Annotated in this window: 14 protein-coding genes; 12 read left to right on the top strand and 2 right to left on the bottom strand. The window is 68.9% G+C overall.

All coding sequences use genetic code 11. The annotated features are described in order from the left end of the window. The first annotated feature begins 126 nt into the window (after positions 1–126). The 3 genes from radA to FHY09_RS05375 all read left to right on the top strand — a co-directional run bounded on the left by radA (position 127) and on the right by FHY09_RS05375 (position 5,830). Complete coding sequence (gene radA, locus FHY09_RS05385; RefSeq protein WP_166924936.1) at positions 127–1,509, top strand: DNA repair protein RadA; 1,383 nt, start codon at positions 127–129, stop codon at positions 1,507–1,509. 106 nt (positions 1,510–1,615) lie between these two features. Then, positions 1,616–3,472, top strand: a complete 1,857-nt coding sequence (locus FHY09_RS05380) for an ATP-binding protein (protein ID WP_166924934.1) — start codon at positions 1,616–1,618, stop codon at positions 3,470–3,472. A gap of 51 nt (positions 3,473–3,523) precedes the next feature. Continuing rightward, positions 3,524–5,830 (top strand): hypothetical protein, encoded by a 2,307-nt coding sequence (locus tag FHY09_RS05375; RefSeq protein WP_166924932.1) that lies wholly within the window; start codon positions 3,524–3,526, stop codon positions 5,828–5,830. A 91-nt stretch (positions 5,831–5,921) separates the two neighbouring features. On the opposite strand, the gene FHY09_RS05370 is transcribed toward FHY09_RS05375, so the two are convergent. After that, positions 5,922–6,719: a cytochrome c biogenesis protein CcsA gene (locus tag FHY09_RS05370; RefSeq protein ID WP_166924930.1), complete on the bottom strand. Its 798-nt coding sequence runs from the start codon at positions 6,717–6,719 to the stop codon at positions 5,922–5,924. A gap of 119 nt (positions 6,720–6,838) precedes the next feature. Between FHY09_RS05370 and ffh the strand changes: the two genes are divergently transcribed. The 7 genes from ffh (at position 6,839) to rplS (ending at position 12,328) form a co-directional block, all read left to right on the top strand. After that, entirely contained in the window at positions 6,839–8,215 is a 1,377-nt protein-coding gene (gene ffh / locus FHY09_RS05365; protein ID WP_166924928.1) for a signal recognition particle protein, read from the top strand. A gap of 14 nt (positions 8,216–8,229) precedes the next feature. Further along, a complete protein-coding gene (locus tag FHY09_RS05360; RefSeq protein WP_166924926.1) occupies positions 8,230–9,303 on the top strand; it encodes a nitronate monooxygenase in 1,074 nt (357 codons plus the stop codon). Then, positions 9,273–10,088, top strand: coding sequence for an aminotransferase class IV (locus FHY09_RS05355; protein ID WP_166924924.1), 816 nt, complete (start codon positions 9,273–9,275; stop codon positions 10,086–10,088). The genes FHY09_RS05360 and FHY09_RS05355 overlap by 31 nt, the downstream gene beginning before the upstream one ends. An 88-nt stretch (positions 10,089–10,176) precedes the next feature. After that, positions 10,177–10,437 (top strand): 30S ribosomal protein S16, encoded by a 261-nt coding sequence (gene rpsP, locus FHY09_RS05350; protein ID WP_166924922.1) that lies wholly within the window; start codon positions 10,177–10,179, stop codon positions 10,435–10,437. A gap of 39 nt (positions 10,438–10,476) precedes the next feature. Next, positions 10,477–10,995: a ribosome maturation factor RimM gene (gene rimM, locus FHY09_RS05345; protein WP_166924920.1), complete on the top strand. Its 519-nt coding sequence runs from the start codon at positions 10,477–10,479 to the stop codon at positions 10,993–10,995. An 8-nt stretch (positions 10,996–11,003) separates the two neighbouring features. After that, positions 11,004–11,762 carry a tRNA (guanosine(37)-N1)-methyltransferase TrmD gene (gene trmD, locus FHY09_RS05340; RefSeq protein ID WP_166924918.1) on the top strand — a complete coding sequence of 253 codons (759 nt, stop codon included), beginning with the start codon at positions 11,004–11,006 and terminating at the stop codon, positions 11,760–11,762. A 161-nt stretch (positions 11,763–11,923) separates the two neighbouring features. Next, a complete protein-coding gene (rplS, locus tag FHY09_RS05335; RefSeq protein WP_166924916.1) occupies positions 11,924–12,328 on the top strand; it encodes a 50S ribosomal protein L19 in 405 nt (134 codons plus the stop codon). Between the two features lie 76 nt (positions 12,329–12,404). Here rplS and FHY09_RS05330 read toward each other — a convergent pair whose 3' ends face one another. Next, complete coding sequence (locus FHY09_RS05330) at positions 12,405–13,904, bottom strand: MATE family efflux transporter (protein ID WP_166924915.1); 1,500 nt, start codon at positions 13,902–13,904, stop codon at positions 12,405–12,407. 254 nt (positions 13,905–14,158) lie between these two features. On the opposite strand from FHY09_RS05330, the gene FHY09_RS05325 reads away from it, so the two are divergent. Further along, positions 14,159–14,566: an RNA-binding S4 domain-containing protein gene (locus tag FHY09_RS05325; protein ID WP_166924914.1), complete on the top strand. Its 408-nt coding sequence runs from the start codon at positions 14,159–14,161 to the stop codon at positions 14,564–14,566. A gap of 129 nt (positions 14,567–14,695) precedes the next feature. Then, a complete protein-coding gene (locus FHY09_RS05320) occupies positions 14,696–15,949 on the top strand; it encodes a glycoside hydrolase family 5 protein (protein ID WP_456362716.1) in 1,254 nt (417 codons plus the stop codon). Positions 15,950–15,999 lie beyond the last annotated feature (50 nt).

Genomic DNA, 15,999 nt, shown 5'->3' with positions numbered 1-15,999 from the left:
GGCGGACCTGAGTGTCTGGCCGCGCGTGGTTCAGCCGGCAGTCGGGCCGGTGCCCGGCCGGGCATGTCGCAGCGGCTGCGACCGCCCTCCGCTATGCTCCCCGGCCACGCATCACGGGGAACCGCCATGTCCAAGAAGACCACCGCTTACGTCTGCAGCGACTGCGGCGCCGAATACAGCAAGTGGCAGGGCCAATGCACCGAGTGCAACGCCTGGAACACGCTGTCGGAGATCGTGCTGGAGACCGCCGCCGCCGCGAAATCACCTGCGTCACGCCGCAGCGGCTGGGCCGGCAAGATCGACGCGCCGAAGGTGACGGCATTGAAGGATGTGCAGCAGACCGACCACCAGCGGGTCACCACGCACATCGGCGAGTTCGACCGGGTGCTCGGCGGCGGGCTGGTGGAGGGCGCGGTGGTGCTCGTCGGGGGTGATCCAGGCATCGGCAAGTCGACGCTGCTGCTGCAGGCCGTGGCCCTGATGGCCGCCGAACTGCCGGTACTGTACGTGACCGGCGAGGAATCGCTGGCGCAGGTGGCCGGGCGGGCGCGTCGCCTCGAGCTGCCGTTGGAAGGTGTCAACGCACTGGCCGAAACCTGTGTGGAGACCATCCTGCAGCACGCCGGCCGGGACAAGCCGCGGCTGATCGTGGCCGACTCGGTGCAGACCCTGTGGACCGAATCGCTGACCGCCGCGCCGGGCTCGGTCAGCCAGGTGCGCGAAAGTGCCGCACGGCTGGTGCGCTTCGCCAAGGAGACCGGTACCGCCGTGTTCCTGGTCGGCCATGTCACCAAGGAGGGCGGTATCGCCGGCCCACGGGTGCTGGAGCACATGGTGGACGCGGTGCTCTATTTCGAAGGCGAGAGCGGCAGCCGCTTCCGCCTGCTGCGCGCGTTCAAGAACCGCTTCGGCGCCGTCAACGAACTCGGCGTCTTCGCGATGGGCGACAAGGGCCTGAAAGAGGTGTCAAACCCGTCGGCGATCTTCCTCTCCGGTGGCAGCACGCGGCAGCCCGGGTCGTGCGTGATGGTCACGCGCGAGGGCACGCGGCCGTTGCTGGTGGAAGTGCAGGCCCTGGTGGATGCCTCGCCGCTGTCCAACCCGCGCCGCGTGGCGGTGGGCCTGGAACAGAACCGCCTGGCCATGCTGCTGGCGGTATTGCACCGGCATGGCGGCGTCCTGGTCGGTGACCAGGACGTGTTCGTGAACGTGGTCGGCGGCATCCGCGTGCAGGAGACCGCGGCCGACCTGCCGGTGCTGCTGGCCGTGCTTTCTTCGCTGCAGGACCGCGCGCTGGCGGAGAAAACCATCGCCTTCGGCGAGGTCGGCCTGTCCGGCGAGATCCGCCCGGTGCCCAATGGCGAGGACCGCCTGCGCGAGGCGGCCACGCACGGCTTCAAGCGCGCCATCGTGCCCAAGGCCAATGCGCCCAAAGGCGGGGTGGTCAAGGGCATGGAGGTGATCGCCGTGGAGCGCCTGTCCGAAGCGCTGGAAGCGGCCGCCCAGTAACGCCCCACGCGCACGCGCCAACACACCGCTCAGCTGTCCTGTGCTAGGTTTCCCCGCTCGATGAAAGCGCCTCCGGCGCTTGCTACACAAGGGAGTAACCGTTTCCATGCAGGACCCGATGCTCAGCACCCCGGCCGCCGAAATCCGCCGCGCCGGGGTTGATCTCAATGGACTGATGACGGTGCTGGGCAAGCACCTGTATTCCACGCCCATGGTGGCACTGCGCGAGCTGGTGCAGAACGCGCACGATTCGATCATCCGGCGCCGCCTGGAACAGCCCGGGGCGGACGTGCCCTCGCGTATCTCGGTGCAGGTCGACGCCACTGCCGGCGTGCTGCGCATCATCGACACCGGTGCCGGCCTGACCCGCCAGGAAATCCACGATTACCTGGCTACCGTCGGCGTCGGTTACACCCGCGGCCTGCGCCAGGGCGGGGACGATGCGGACGGGCTGATCGGCATGTTCGGGCTTGGCTTCCTGTCGGCCTTCGTGCTTGCCCGTCGCGTCAGCGTGCGTACCACCTCGTACCAGGCGCCGGATCTGGGCCATCTCTACGTGTCCAGCAATGCCGAGCAGTACACCGTGTCCGAGGTGCCGGCACGGGCGGTGGGTACCGAAGTGGAGCTGGAACTGCATCCGGAATTCCTCACGCTGGCCAGTGAGGCGCGCCTGCATGACGTGCTGGGCCGTTACTGCGCGCTGCTGTCCGAGCCGATCTTCATCGGTGCCGCCAGTACCGCCCTCAACCCGGAGCCGCCGCCATGGCGCGGGCAGGGCGAGGTCGCGCTGCATCCGGTGCAGGCGCGGCGCCAGGCGCTGCAGTTCGCCGCGCGCTTCGAGCATGATTTCGAACCCATCGCGACACTGCCGCTGCGTGCCGATGGAAACAGCGATGCCACCGGTCTGCTCTGGGTACAGGACGGCGCCACCTATGGCACCAGCGACAACCGCAACCTGTCGGTGTTCGTGCGCGGCATGCTGCTTGATGACGATGCCCGCGACCTGCTGCCACCGTGGGCAGGCTTCATCGGCGGGGTGATCGAGTCCTCGCGGCTGACCCCCACCGCCAGCCGCGAAGACCTGCAGCGCGATGACCAGTACCGCGCCGTCCAGCATGCGCTGGTGGAAGCGCTGATCGATGGCCTGGCCGACATTGCGCGGCAGCAGCCGGAGGCGTGGCGGCGCGTGCTGACGCGGCACAACGAGGCGCTGCTGGGCGCGGCCCTGTGCGATGAGCGGCTGTTCGAGCTGCTGCTGGAGCACGTGCGCGTGCCGACCTCGCAGGGTGATCTGCCGGCCAGCGCCTTGCCGGCGCGGGGCGCGGTGCATGTCATCCTGGACAACGGCGGTGGCTTCGAAGAAATGCTGTTCCGGGCCATGGGCGTGCCGGTCGCGCACGGTCACCGCTACGCCGTGGTGCCGTTCCTGCGCCGCTGGACGCAGGCCAAGGGGCTGCGGTTGGTCGAGCTCGGTACCGAGCAGGGCAACCGCGCCCTGTTCCGCACCGATGACAGCCTGGATGAAGCGCAGCTGGCGTGGCTGCGCGAGCACCTCGGCGACGGCGAGCAGCTGCTGCCCGCGCGCTTCAGTCCCGAGGCACTGCCGGTGGTGGTGGTGCCCGACCGCGAAGCCGAGCTCAAGCAACGCCTCGAAGACGATGAGAATGACAAGCGCGTCTCGATGGCCGCGCTGCGCCTGGCCCGCCAGTTCACTGCGCGCATCGAATCGCGCGCACCGTCGCGGCTGTATCTGAATCTGGACAACGTGGCGGTGCAGGCGCTGCTGCAGGCGCAGCGCGAAGGCCATCGGCAGGCGCCGGCGGCCGCGCGGCTGCTGCGCTCGCTGAAGATCATCGTGTCCGCACAGGGCCGCCCGCTGGGGCGGGACATCGCGGCCCCCGCGCCCGATCTCAACGGGGCCTTCGGCGAAATCGCCACCGCCCTGCAGCAGATGCTGCGCTGAGCCCTTTCTTTATCTTTCATTCCCCTATCTGCTGCACAGGAGCACGCCCCCATGGATATCTGGAACTGGGTCGAAAAGCTGCAGGACGACCTGCGCCAGGCCGGCCAGGCACAGAACGCGCATCTGCTGACCCGCCTTGTCGATGACGTCTGCGAACTGCAGGTCGACCGTGTCGACGCACTGCTGCCCGAAGCCCGCGCGCTCGGCAAGGCACTGGAAAACCCGTGGGTGGACGTCTACGTCGGCCACTGGGCGCTGCGCAACCGCGTCGGCAACCGGCTTGAAGGCGAAAGCGCACTGGGCGATGCGGTGGCGCTGTTCGAACGGGCCCACCGCGATGACACCCTGGAGTGCCCGCAGTCGGTCTGCGTGACGCAGGATCTGGCTGCCTGCTACGGCAACATCGATGGCCCGGGCTGGGTGCCCGAGCGCATCGAGGTGTGCGATGAAACCCTCGCACGGGTGGATCCCACCTGGGCCTGTTTCCAGTGCCTGAGCTGCGAGAAGGCCGATGCGCTGCTCGATGACGGCCGCCCGCAGGACGCCCTGGATTACCTGAAGGTGCAGTCCGAGGCGGTCAAGGCGCGGGGCAAGGATGTCCTCGACGGCGTGCCGGAGATGGAGATCAAGATCCTGCTGGTCAGCGGGCGTGCGGAAGAAGCGCTGGCGATGATCGAACGGCGCGACGCCGAAGTCGCGGCAGCCGGTGAGTATGAGCCCGCCACCTGCAGCGTGCCGCGCCGGCTTTCGAAGGCCTGGGCGCTGGCGCAGCTCGGCCGCGACGAGGAGGCCCTCCAGCATCTGGTGCCCTTCAGCGAGCTGACGCCGAGCAACTGGCGCCTGTGGGCCAACACCGTGCTGCTGCTGTGCCGCCGCGACCCCAGCCGCAACACCTGGGATCTTGGCACGCGGTTCAATTCGATCATCGAACACTTCGCCCGCGTGGGCGCCCACCGGCTGGTGATCGAGATGGCCGGAGCGAGCCTGGAGCTGGCCCTGCAGCGTGGCGCGCGCTGGGTGGCGCAGCGCCAGCTCGGCGTGGCCCGGCGCCACCTGGCGCAGCTGCGCCAGGATCGCGGCGCGGCGGACAAGGTTGCGGCGTTGGCCGCACGGATCGATGCGCTGCCTGAAATGGCGCCGTTGCCGGTGCCGGCCACCGGACTGCTGGCCTGGCTGCAGGCACAGGGTGAGCAGGGCCAGCCGCGCGACCCCGAGCGCGAAGCGCAATGGTTGCTGCAGGCACACGCGCAGGCACCGGACGAGGAAGGGCTGGCCGAAGTGGCGGCCTCCGCGCTGCAGGCCTGCGGTGCGCACGAGGAGGCGCGCACGCTGCTCTGGGACTTCGTGCACGCGCACCCGCAGGACGATGGCGCGGCCGCGTACACGCTGATGCGCTGGCTGGCCGAGCAGGGCGACGAGGACGGCCTGCGTCGCCTGGCCGCGCTGTATCGCCCGCACGTGCCGACCTTCGCCCACTGGTGCGAAATGCAGCGCGCCCGGCTGGTCGCCGACTGGCCGGCGCTGGAGCAGGCCGCGCAGGCGCTGCTGGCGCTCTCGCCGGGGTCGCACGGGGCGCGTGGCACGCTTGCGAACATGTACATGGAAACCGGGCGCTTCCGCGAAGCCCAGGCCTGTTTCGCGCAGATGGTGGACATGCTGGAAGAGCCCAATGCCGCGCACTGGGACCACATGAGCGCGGCCAGTGCGGCGCGTGACTGGGACGCGGTGCGTCGCTCGGCCGCGGCCATCGGCATGGAGCTTTCCAGTACCGAAGGCGTGGTGGAAGAGCCGTGGGGCTGGGTGATCATCCGCAGCGTGGAGGACGGCGAGCCGATGGAATACTACGCACGCCGCACCGGTCCGGTGACCGCCCGGATCGTGGAAAACGCACCGGCCAACCGGGCCCAGCGCGTCGGTGACTGGGTGGTGTTCGATGCCGCGCTGGTGCACCCGGCGCCGGAGGACGAAGAGGCGCGGCAGCACTTCATGCCAACCTACGCGCAGGTGCACGTGCTGGAGCGCGGCGGCTTCGCACGCAGCTGGCTGATGGACGGCGCGCATCCGGGCGAAGAGGCATGGAACGCACTCGTCGAGGCGGCCGAGGCCCAGGGCTGGAAGGTGTGGGCACACAGCCGCCCGGACTACACCGTGACTGATCCGGCCGTGGAAGGGGGCACGCTGCCTGGCCTGCTGTTCACCGTGGCACAGCCGCAGGACCACGCGCCGCTGGCGCTGCACCGGTTCCTGCAGCAGGCCACCACGGGCTGGGCGCACCCGCTGTGCTGGCTGCGCCTGGCCGAGGCGTGCGACCAGCCCGCCCAGCCGCACCTGGATGTGATCGAGCGCTATGGCCTGTAACCGGCCGCGTTAAAACCGCGGTGTCCTGCCCGGCGACCTCGTCAGCCGGGCAGGGCGCGCGTCATGCCCGGCATGACCCCGGCACCGTGGCTCAGCGGGCGGTGTGCCCGAAGACCAGCTCGATGGCGAACTGGCTGCCGAAAAACGCCAGCAGCAGCAGCACCATGGCGCTGAGCGTCCAGTGCACCGCCTTCAGGCCACGCCACCCGTAGCGGTGGCGGCCGATCAGCAGCACGCCGAACACGATCCAGGACAGCACGCTGAGCACCGTCTTGTGCACCAGCTTCTGCGCCAGCAGGTCGTCCACGAACAGCACGCCGGTGACCAGCGTCAGTGTCAGCAGCGCAAAACCCACCGTGATCACCCGGAACAACAGCGCTTCCAGGTCCGCCAGCGGGGGCAGGGCGCGCAGCCACGGCTGGAAATGGCGGCGGCGCAGGGCGCGTTCCTGCAGCCACTGCATGATCGCCAGCAGCGCGGCGATGCTCAGCGTGGCGTAGGAGAGCAGCGCCAGCCACGCGTGGCTGGCCAGCCGCCAGCCCAGTTCCTTGCTCGGCTCGTGGCCGTAGCCGTGGTAGGCCACCAGCAGCAGGGCAGCCAGCGGGAACACCACCACGCCCAGCGCCGCCATGCGGCCGCGCGCGCCCACCACGGCGGTCAGCGCCGCCATGCCCAGGCCCACCAGCGAAAGCGCCGCGAAGAAGTGCATGTCCGGCCCGCCCGCATTCTGCAGCGCCACCTGGACGTGGTACAGCGCGTGCAGCAGGCCGGCCGGCAGCGCGGCCCACAGCCAGCCGTGCCCGGGGCGTGGTGCATCGCTGCCCACGGCGCGCACCAGCAGACCGGTCGCGAGGAGATACAGCACGGTGGCGATGGCGACGATTGTCATCGGCGAAGTTTCGCACACCCCCATCGCCGTAGCGACGGCTGGACGCTCATGCCGGGCCGCCGGATCCACCCGTTATACTGTCGGCCTCATTGACCCCCGTTCCAGACAGGTTGCAGCGCATGTTCGAGTCCCTGACCCAGCGTCTCTCCGGCACCATCGAGCGCCTGCGTGGCCGTGGCCGCCTGACCGAGGAGAACATCCGCGACGCCACCCGCGAAGTGCGCATCGCCCTGCTCGAAGCCGATGTCGCATTGCCGGTGGTGCAGGCGCTGATCGAGCGCATCAAGGAACGTGCGGTCGGCCAGGAAGTGCTCAAGTCGCTCACGCCCGGCCAGGCGCTGATCAAGATCGTCCGCGATGAGCTGACCCAGGTGATGGGCGCTGAAGCCAGCGACCTGAACCTCAACGTGCCGGCGCCGGCGATCATTCTCATGGCCGGCCTGCAGGGCGCGGGCAAGACCACCACGGTGGGCAAGCTTGCCAAGCACCTGAAGGACAAGCGCAAGAAGAAGGTCATGGTGGTCTCGGCCGACGTCTACCGTCCGGCCGCGATCGAGCAGCTCAGGACCCTGGCCGACCAGGTCGGCGTGCTGTTCTTCCCCTCCAGCGCCGACCAGAAGCCGGAGGCCATCGTGCGCGCGGCCATCGACGATGCGCGCAAGTCGTTCGTGGACGTGCTGATCGTCGATACCGCCGGTCGCCTGGCCATCGATGAAGCGATGATGGCCGAGATCAAGGCCCTGCACAGCGCGGTCAATCCGGCCGAAACGCTGTTCGTGGTCGATGCCATGACCGGCCAGGACGCGGCCAACACGGCCAAGGCCTTCGGTGATGCGCTGCCGCTGACCGGCGTGGTGCTGACCAAGACCGACGGCGATGCCCGTGGCGGTGCCGCGCTGAGCGTGCGCTACATCACCGGCAAGCCGATCAAGTTCGTCGGCGTGAGCGAGAAGCCGGACGGGCTGGACATCTTCCACCCGGACCGCATCGCCAGCCGCATCCTGGACATGGGCGATGTGCTGTCGCTGGTGGAGCAGGTCGAGCAGAAGGTCGACAAGGACAAGGCCCAGAAGCTGGCCGAGAAGGTCGCCAAGGGCAAGAAGTTCGACCTCAACGACATGCGTGACCAGCTCGAGCAGATGGAGAACATGGGCGGCATCGGCGGCCTGATGGACAAGCTGCCGGGACTGGGCCAGATTCCGGACCATCTCAAGCAGCAGGTCAGCCAGGGCAAGGAAGTGCCGCGGATGATCGCCATCATCAACTCCATGACCAAGAAAGAGCGCCGCAACCCGGGGCTGCTCAACGGTTCGCGCCGCGCGCGCATCGCCCGCGGCTCCGGTACCCAGCCGGCCGACGTCAACAAGCTGATGAAGCAGTACATGCAGATGGAAAAGATGATGGGCAAGATGGCCGGTGGCGGCATGAAGGGCATGATGCGCAGCATGAAGGGCATGATGGGGGCCATGGGCGGCCGCGGCCTGCCGTTCCGCTGAAGACCACAGCGCCGATGCACAGCCGGGAAATCGCCGCCCGTGTGGAGGGCTTCTGCACTGCCTTCGGGGTGCAGGTGCCGATCCTGCTTGCGCCGATGGCCGGCGCCTGCCCGGTCGGGTTGTCGGCCGCATTGGCCACCGCCGGCAGCATGGGCGCGATGGGCGCGGTGCTGTCGCCGGCCGAAGACATCGGGCGTTGGCTGGCGGACTTCACCGCCGCCTCCGAGGGCCCGGCGCAGGTCAATCTCTGGGTGCCCGATGCACCGCCGCAGCGCGACGCCGCCGCCGAGGCCCGTACCCGGGCCTTCCTTGCCCAGTGGGGTCCGGAGGTCGCGCCCGAAGCCGGTGATGCCGCGCCGGCGGATTTCGACGCGCAGGTGGCGGCCGTGCTGGCCGCGCGTCCGGCGGTGGTTTCCACGCTCATGGGCGTGCCGGGCGCGCACCATGTGCAGCAGTTCAAGGACGCCGGGCTCCGATGGATCGCCTGCGCGACTACGTTGGCCGAAGCGCGCGCGGCCCAGCAGGCCGGTGCCGATGCCGTGGTGGCGCAGGGCTTCGAGGCCGGCGGCCACCGTGGTGCCTTTGATCCGGCACGCGCCGAGCGGCAGCTGGTGGGCCTGTTCTCGCTGCTCCCCCGGCTGGTGGATCATCTGGATATCCCTGTGATCGCGGCCGGTGGCATCGCCGACGGACGCGGCATCGCCGCAGCGCTCACCCTCGGCGCAAGTGCGGTGCAGATCGGCACCGCGTTCCTGCGCACCCCGGAGGCCGCGCTGCCTGCGGCATGGGCCGATGCGCTCGCCGCCAGCGAACCGGAAGACACCTGGCCGACGCGAGCCTTCAGTGGCCGGCTGGGCCGCGGTCTGGCCACTGCCTACGTGCAGGCGGCGGCCTCGGCCGATGCACCGCCGCCGCGACCCTATCCGGTGCAGCGCGGGCTGACCGCGCCCATGCGTGCGCAGGCCGTCCGCGAAGGACGCCTGGAGGCCATGCAGGCCTGGGCGGGCCAGTCAGCCTGGATGGCGCCGGCCGAGCCGGCCGCGGACCTGCTGCGGCGATGGTGGCAGGACGCGCAGGCGCGCCTGTGAGCCGGCTTTACTGCGCTGGCCTGCCCGCCACTGCCGCGCAGTTGGCGCCCGCCCTGGTCAACCAGGGACATTTCACGTCCCTGCAGGTGCGCAACGGCGCCGTGCAGGGGCTTGACCTGCATCTGCGCCGCCTGCAGGCGGGCACGGCGGAGCTGTTCGCCACCACGCTCGATGAGCGGTATGTGCGGCAATCGATGGTCGGCGCGCTTCGGCATGCCGGGCTGTCCGATGCCTCGCTGCGCGTCACGGTGTTCGCTCCCGCGTTCGATTTCCGCGATCCGCTGGCCCGCGTGGCGGTTGAGGTGCTGGTCGCCGTGTCCGCGCCGGTGACGCAGGAGACGCCGTGCCGCGTGCGCAGCGTGGCCTACCAGCGCGAGATGCCCGGAGTGAAGCATGTGGGCACCTTCGGGCTGTTCCAGCAGCGTCGCGCGGCCATGGCGGCCGGGTTTGACGATGCACTGTTCGTGGACGCCGCGGGGTGTTTCAGCGAAGGCACCACGTGGAATCTCGCCCTGCACGATGGGCAGCGCCTGCTCTGGCCGCAGGCGCCCGCACTGCGCGGCACGGCCGAGGCCCTGCTGCGGTCGGGCTGGCCGCAGGACCAGGCGCAGCGGCCGGTGGCCCGTGCGGAGCTGCCGCAGATGCAGGCCGCGCTGGCGTGCAATGCCAGCGGGATCTGGCCGCTGAGCGCCATCGACGGGCATGTGCTGCCGGGCTCGCAGGCCCTGGCACGGCAGGGCAGGGCGGTGCTGGCGCAGGTACCGTGGCAGCCGCTGGCCGGCTGACGCGGCGGGGTTGGCGAGGGGCGGCACTGCCGCTATAATCGCCGGCTTACCTCGCCATCCCGGCGACTGGGCAACAGGAAAAACCACCATGGTCAAGATTCGACTGACCCGCGGCGGCGCCAAGAAGCGTCCGTTCTACCACATCATCGTGACCGACGTCCGCAGCGCCCGCGACGGCCGCAACATCGAGCGCGTCGGCTTCTACAACCCGGTGGCACAGGGTGCCGAAAAGCCGCTGGAGCTGGACCTGGCTCTGGTCGACAAGTGGCTCGCCGATGGCGCCCAGCCGACCGAGAAGGTGTTCAACCTGATCAAGCAGGCCCGCAAGGCCCAGGCCGCTGCGGCCTGATCCGGGGGGCTGCGCCGCAAGGCGCAGCCCATCTCGTCTATGCAGAAGAAAGATATCGAGCGCCGGATCCTGCTGGGCAGGGTTGCCGGCGCTTTTGGTGTGCGTGGCGAACTGAAGCTCGAGTCCTGGACCGAGCCGCGTTCGGCCATCTTCAATTACCAGCCGTGGATCCTGCGCAGCCCGTCGGGCGAGGAATCGGAGCTGTCCGGCGTGCGTGGCCGTGACACCGGCAAGCACCTGATCGCCCGCTTCCCCGGCGTGGACGACCGCGATGTGGTCGAAGCCATGCGCGGTACCGAAGTGTTCGTCGCCCGCAGCGTGCTGCCGCCGCCGAAGCCGGATGAATACTACTGGGTCGATCTGGAAGGCCTGGACGTGAAAACCGTCGAGGGCGTGGCGCTCGGTCAGGTCTCGCACCTGTTCTCCACCGGTGCCAACGATGTGGTGGTGGTGCGCGGTGACCGCGAGCGGATGATTCCCTTCGTGCTGCCGGACTTCGTCAAATCGGTGGATTTCGATGCCAATCTGGTCGTGGTCGACTGGGATCCGGCGTTCTGAGCTTGCCGATGCGATTTGACGTCATCACGCTGTTTCCTGACTTCATCGCCCAGTCCGCCGGATTGGGGGTGGTCGGCCGCGCGCAGGAGAAGGGGCTGTTCAGCCTGCACGGCTGGAACCCCCGCGACTACGCCGAAGGCAATTACCGCCGCGTGGACGATCGCCCCTTTGGCGGCGGCCCCGGCATGGTGATGCTGATCGAGCCGCTGCAGGCCTGCCTCGCCGCGGCCCGCCAGGCCGATCCCACCCCGGCGCCGGTGATCTACCTCAGCCCGCAGGGACGTCCGCTGACCCAGGCCCGCGTGCGTGAGCTGGCTGCGCTGCCCCGGCTGATCCTGCTGTGCGGGCGCTATGAAGGCATCGACGAACGCTTCCTGGCCAACGAGGTCGACGAGGAGATTTCCCTCGGCGATTACGTGCTGTCCGGAGGGGAACTGGGCGCGGCGGTGATCATCGATGCGGTGGCGCGGCTGCAGGAAGGCGCCCTCAACGATGCTGATTCCGCAGCCCAGGACAGCTTCGAAGGCGAGCTCGGGCTGCTGGACTGCCCGCATTTCAGCCAGCCGGCCCAGCATCCCTTCGGCGATGTGCCCGATGTGCTGCGTTCCGGAAACCACGCCGCCATCGCGGCATGGCGGCGGCAGCAGTCATTGCTGCGGACGGCGCAGCGTCGCCCGGACCTGCTCGACGAGACGACCCTGTCCAAGGCGGACAGGACGCTGCTGGCGCAGGCGCGGCAGGCGCTTCCGCCTGGAAAAGTCCTCTAGCGCCTGTCCACCAACGTGCGCTATGATGGTGAATTACCACCAGCCGGAAGCGGCCTGGTGTGTGCGGTTTCCATAACAAACGTGCAGCACAGTCCGGTGACTGCATGAGCCCAAGCTGTCGAAATGACACGCCCACCCGAACATTGAATCGGTGTAAACCCATGAGCAAGCTGAACAAATCAATCGTCGCGGAATTCGAATCCGCCCAGATCACCCGCGAACTGCCGAAGTTCAGCCAGGGCGACACCATCGTTGTCAACGTGAAGGTGAAGGAAGGCAACCGCGAGCGCGTGCAGGCCTACGAAGGCGTCGTCATCGGCACCAAGAACGCCGGCCTGAACTCCGCGTTCACCGTTCGCAAGATCTCGCACGGCTACGGCGTCGAGCGCGTTTTCCAGACCCACAGCGCCATCATCGACTCGGTCGAAGTGAAGCGTCGTGGTAAGGTCCGCGCCGGCAAGCTGTACTACCTGCGTGGCCTGGAAGGCAAGGCTGCCCGCATCAAGGAAGATCTGGCTGCCGCGGCGCAGGCCAAGCAGGCCCGCCTGGCTGCCAAGGCCCAGTAATTCCGCCGACAACCTTGGTTGTCGCTGCAACGGCCGCCCTCGGGCGGCCGTTTGCGTTTGGGATGCCCGGGGCGGGTCACGCCCGCGGGGGACTGGCCGGTGAGACCGCCGCCGGCGCGGCCGTCTCCAGTGCCGCATCGGCGTCGGCCACCGGCGAAGGCGGGCAGGCCGGCACACCCGCGGGCGTGGCCAGGCCCGGCGAAGACGGTTCGCTCATCATGCGCGCCTTGCGCCAGCCGCCCCAGCGGTAATACGCCAGCGAGAGCAGCATGGACACCAGGGAGCTGGCCGGGAAGCTCCACCAGATCGCATCGGCGCCCCAGTAGGGTTGCAGCAGTTCGGCGAACGGCACACGTACGCCCCACAGCGAAGCGGCCAGGATCAGCAACGGCGCCAGTACGGCGCCTGTCGAGCGAACCACGCCGGAGATCACGAAGCTCACGCCGAAGAACAGGAACGACCACACCGCGATATGGTTGAGGTGCCGCGCGGCCTCCAGTGCGGCGCTGCCCTGCGGCAGGAACAGGGCCAGCGTGTAGCGGTCCAGCAGGATCAGCGGAGCGATCAGCACGCCGGTCATCAGAAAGTTGAACAGCACGCCCTGGCGTGCCGTGGCGCGCACCCGGCCCCACAGCTTCGCGCCGACATTCTGCGCCGCCATCGACGAGCACGCCGCGCCGATCGCCATCGCCGGCATCTGCACGTAGGTCCACAGCTGCAGCGAGGCCCCGTAAGCGGCCGCAGTATCGGTGCCGTACTTGTTCACCATGGTCATCAGCATGATCATCGACAGCGAGATCAGCACCATCTGCAGGCCCATCGGCACGCCCTTGACCACCAGCGCCTTGAGGATCGGCAGGTCCACCTTGAACAGCGCCATGTCCTTGCGGCCCAGCCACAGCACGTGGCGCTTGTGCCGCATGTAGAGCAGCAGGCCGGCCAACGAGAGCGTCTGCGCGAAGAGCGTGGCCCAGGCGGCACCGGCGATGCCCAGCGCCGGCAGCGGCCCCAGCCCGAAGATCAGCAACGGGTTGAGCACGATATCCAGCGCCACCGATACCAGCAGGAAACGGAACGGCGTGCGCGCGTCACCGACACCGCGCAGTGCCGAGCTCAGGAAGGCGAACGCGTACAGCGTAGGCATCGCCAGGAAGATCACTTTCAGGTAGGCCTCCGCCAGTGGCAACGAGGCGGCGGGCGTGCCCATCGCCGCCAGCAGCGGGTGCGACAGGAACCAGCCGGCCACCGCGATCACCACCGACAGCCCGATGAAGAACGTGGCGCTGGTGCCCATTACCCGCCGTGCCTGGGCGATATCGCGCCCGCCCATGGCCTGGCCGATCAGGATCGTGGCGGCCATGCCGATGCCGAACACCGAACCGATCAGGAAGAACATGATGTTGTTCGCGTTCGCCGTCGCGGTCAGCGCGGCTTCGCCCAGGAAGCGTCCAACCCAGACCGCGTTCACCGACCCATTGAGCGACTGCGCGATGTTGCCCGCCAGGATCGGCAGCGAGAACAGCAGGAGATTGCGCCCGATCGGGCCGGTGGTTAAGTCGAGCGGCGCTTTTGCCATGGCTGAGGATCGAACGGAGGACGGCGCACGCTAGCACCGATCCTGTTCAGGGCGAGTGGCGGCGGTCCGGAGGCGTCATCTGAGCCGTTCATTCTGCACGGGCTTGATTGCCCGGGTGCCGGCCGCATCTTCGTTCGTGGACCGCCCGGACGCGCTGTGGCGGCAGGGGCATGGCGGGTGGACCGCAGGCGCCTGGCCGCCGCGCTGCCGATGGCCATCCCACTTTGACCACGCAAACGGAGTAACCCCTGACGATGACTGAAGCGACATTGCCCCTGCCCAGCGTCCGGCTGGATGTGTGGTTGTGGGCGGCCCGTTTCTTCAAGACCCGCAGCCTCGCCAAGCAGGCGGTGGAGACCGGCAAGGTCGCCATCGGCGGCCAGCGACCGAAGTCCTCGCGTGCGGTGCGGGTGGGCGAGCAGTTGTCGATCGAACGCGGTGAAGAGTTCTTCGAGCTGCAGGTGCTTGGAGTGAGCGATCAGCGTGGCCCGGCTCCTGTGGCGCAGCAGCTGTACCTGGAGAGTGAGGCGTCCAAGGTCCGCCGCGCCGAGGTGCGTGCCATGCGAATCGCTGCACGCGATGGCTTCCAGGCGCCGGAGCACAAACCGGACAAACGTGCGCGCCGGCTCATCCGCGCGCTGGGTGACCTGGACGCGCTGTAGCGGCCCACGCCTGCAGGTGCGTCGCGCGCGCAGGCCAACCCGCGCGAGCGCGTGGCCAGTTTCCAGATGCCTTCATGGACAGCCGTATCGGCACGCTACACGCTGGCCGCCCATGCTCCGGATACCGTCATGACCTCCTGCCCGCCCCGCCTGCCCTTCCTGCTCTGCGCCGTCATGCTGGCGGCGTGCTCGCCGCCGCCCCCCGTGCCGGAGGCGGGCTCGGCCATCGCCATGAAAGGTCCCGCCGTTCAGGAAGCACCGCTCACGGCGTTCTGGGATGCCCAGCGGCGCGGTGCCAACAGCATGAACCAGCAGCCGCCGGATCGTGCCTACTTCCAGGCCCTGCGCGCCACTGGCGCGACCTGGGTGCGGTTGGCGCCGGACAAGTGGCCGACGGCAGGCAAACGTGATTTCCTGATCGGCGATGCGGACCATTACGACGGACTGGTCCAGGCGGATCTGGCCGTGCTGCGGCGTGTTCTGGACGATGCCCACGCGGCCGGCATGCCGGTGGTGCTGACCCCCCTCTCGTTGCCCCTGCTGCGCTGGCGCCAACACAACGACAACCGGCTCGATGACCGGATCTGGCAGTCACTGGACAACCAGAAGCCGGCGCAGGCGTTCTGGCGCGACCTGGCCACGGCCCTGAAGGGCCATCCGGCGCTGGTCGGCTACAACCTCATCAATGAGCCGGCGCCGGAAGCCGGTGGGCGCCTGCCAGAGCATGCGTCGGCCGCAGCGATGCAGGCGTGGTATGCCGACGTGCAGGGCAGCAGCCGCGATCTTCGCCGGTTCTACACCGATCTGGTGGCAGCCGTCCGCCAGGCCGATGCCGCGATGCCGGTGATGGTGGACGCAGGCTGGTATGCCGCTGCCGATGCTTTCGGCTATTGGCCGGCGCCCCTGGAAGACAGAAACGTGCTCTACAGCGTGCACATGTACGAGCCTTACGCCGCTACGAGCGCACCGAACCAGCGTCGCTCCGAGCCCTACCGTTACCCGGGCAACGTGCCCTTCGCTGAAACCGAGGCGCTCTGGAACGCGCAGCGCGTGGCCGAGTACCTGCAGCAGCCCATGACCTGGGCGCGCGGGCACGGTATCGGCGCCAACCGCATGGTCGTGGCCGAGTTCGGCTGCATGCGGCGCTGGCCGGACTGCCCGGCCTATCTGCGTGACGTGCTGTCAGTGCTGGACCGCGACCAGGTGCACTGGGCGTTCTATGCCTTCCGCGAGGATGGCTGGGACGGAATGGACTACGAGTTGGGCGACCGGCCCCTGCCGAAGGCCTACTGGGATGCAGAAGCCAAGGGCCTGGCGCCGGAGCCGCCGCGCCAGGACACGGCCCTGTTCCGCGTGCTGACCGACGCCCTGAAAGCGCGCTGAGTGCGGCTGCCCGGTGGCGGTGGAATCCACCGCCACCGGGTACGTGCTCG

The organism is Xanthomonas sp. 60 (assembly GCF_011761925.1).
The sequence above is the reverse complement of the archived record's forward strand: the minus strand, read 5'-3'. Positions and strand labels throughout refer to the sequence as shown.

What these genes read in the sequence shown, in the direction of transcription:
- radA (WP_166924936.1), top strand. Translation starts at nt 127, where the DNA reads ATGTCCAAGAAGACCACCGCTTACGTCTGCAGCGACTGCGGCGCCGAA.
- FHY09_RS05380 (WP_166924934.1), top strand. Translation starts at nt 1,616, where the DNA reads ATGCAGGACCCGATGCTCAGCACCCCGGCCGCCGAAATCCGCCGCGCC.
- FHY09_RS05375 (WP_166924932.1), top strand. Translation starts at nt 3,524, where the DNA reads ATGGATATCTGGAACTGGGTCGAAAAGCTGCAGGACGACCTGCGCCAG.
- FHY09_RS05370 (WP_166924930.1), bottom strand. Translation starts at nt 6,719, where the DNA reads ATGACAATCGTCGCCATCGCCACCGTGCTGTATCTCCTCGCGACCGGT.
- ffh (WP_166924928.1), top strand. Translation starts at nt 6,839, where the DNA reads ATGTTCGAGTCCCTGACCCAGCGTCTCTCCGGCACCATCGAGCGCCTG.
- FHY09_RS05360 (WP_166924926.1), top strand. Translation starts at nt 8,230, where the DNA reads ATGCACAGCCGGGAAATCGCCGCCCGTGTGGAGGGCTTCTGCACTGCC.
- FHY09_RS05355 (WP_166924924.1), top strand. Translation starts at nt 9,273, where the DNA reads ATGGTGGCAGGACGCGCAGGCGCGCCTGTGAGCCGGCTTTACTGCGCT.
- rpsP (WP_166924922.1), top strand. Translation starts at nt 10,177, where the DNA reads ATGGTCAAGATTCGACTGACCCGCGGCGGCGCCAAGAAGCGTCCGTTC.
- rimM (WP_166924920.1), top strand. Translation starts at nt 10,477, where the DNA reads ATGCAGAAGAAAGATATCGAGCGCCGGATCCTGCTGGGCAGGGTTGCC.
- trmD (WP_166924918.1), top strand. Translation starts at nt 11,004, where the DNA reads ATGCGATTTGACGTCATCACGCTGTTTCCTGACTTCATCGCCCAGTCC.
- rplS (WP_166924916.1), top strand. Translation starts at nt 11,924, where the DNA reads ATGAGCAAGCTGAACAAATCAATCGTCGCGGAATTCGAATCCGCCCAG.
- FHY09_RS05330 (WP_166924915.1), bottom strand. Translation starts at nt 13,904, where the DNA reads ATGGCAAAAGCGCCGCTCGACTTAACCACCGGCCCGATCGGGCGCAAT.
- FHY09_RS05325 (WP_166924914.1), top strand. Translation starts at nt 14,159, where the DNA reads ATGACTGAAGCGACATTGCCCCTGCCCAGCGTCCGGCTGGATGTGTGG.
- FHY09_RS05320 (WP_456362716.1), top strand. Translation starts at nt 14,696, where the DNA reads ATGACCTCCTGCCCGCCCCGCCTGCCCTTCCTGCTCTGCGCCGTCATG.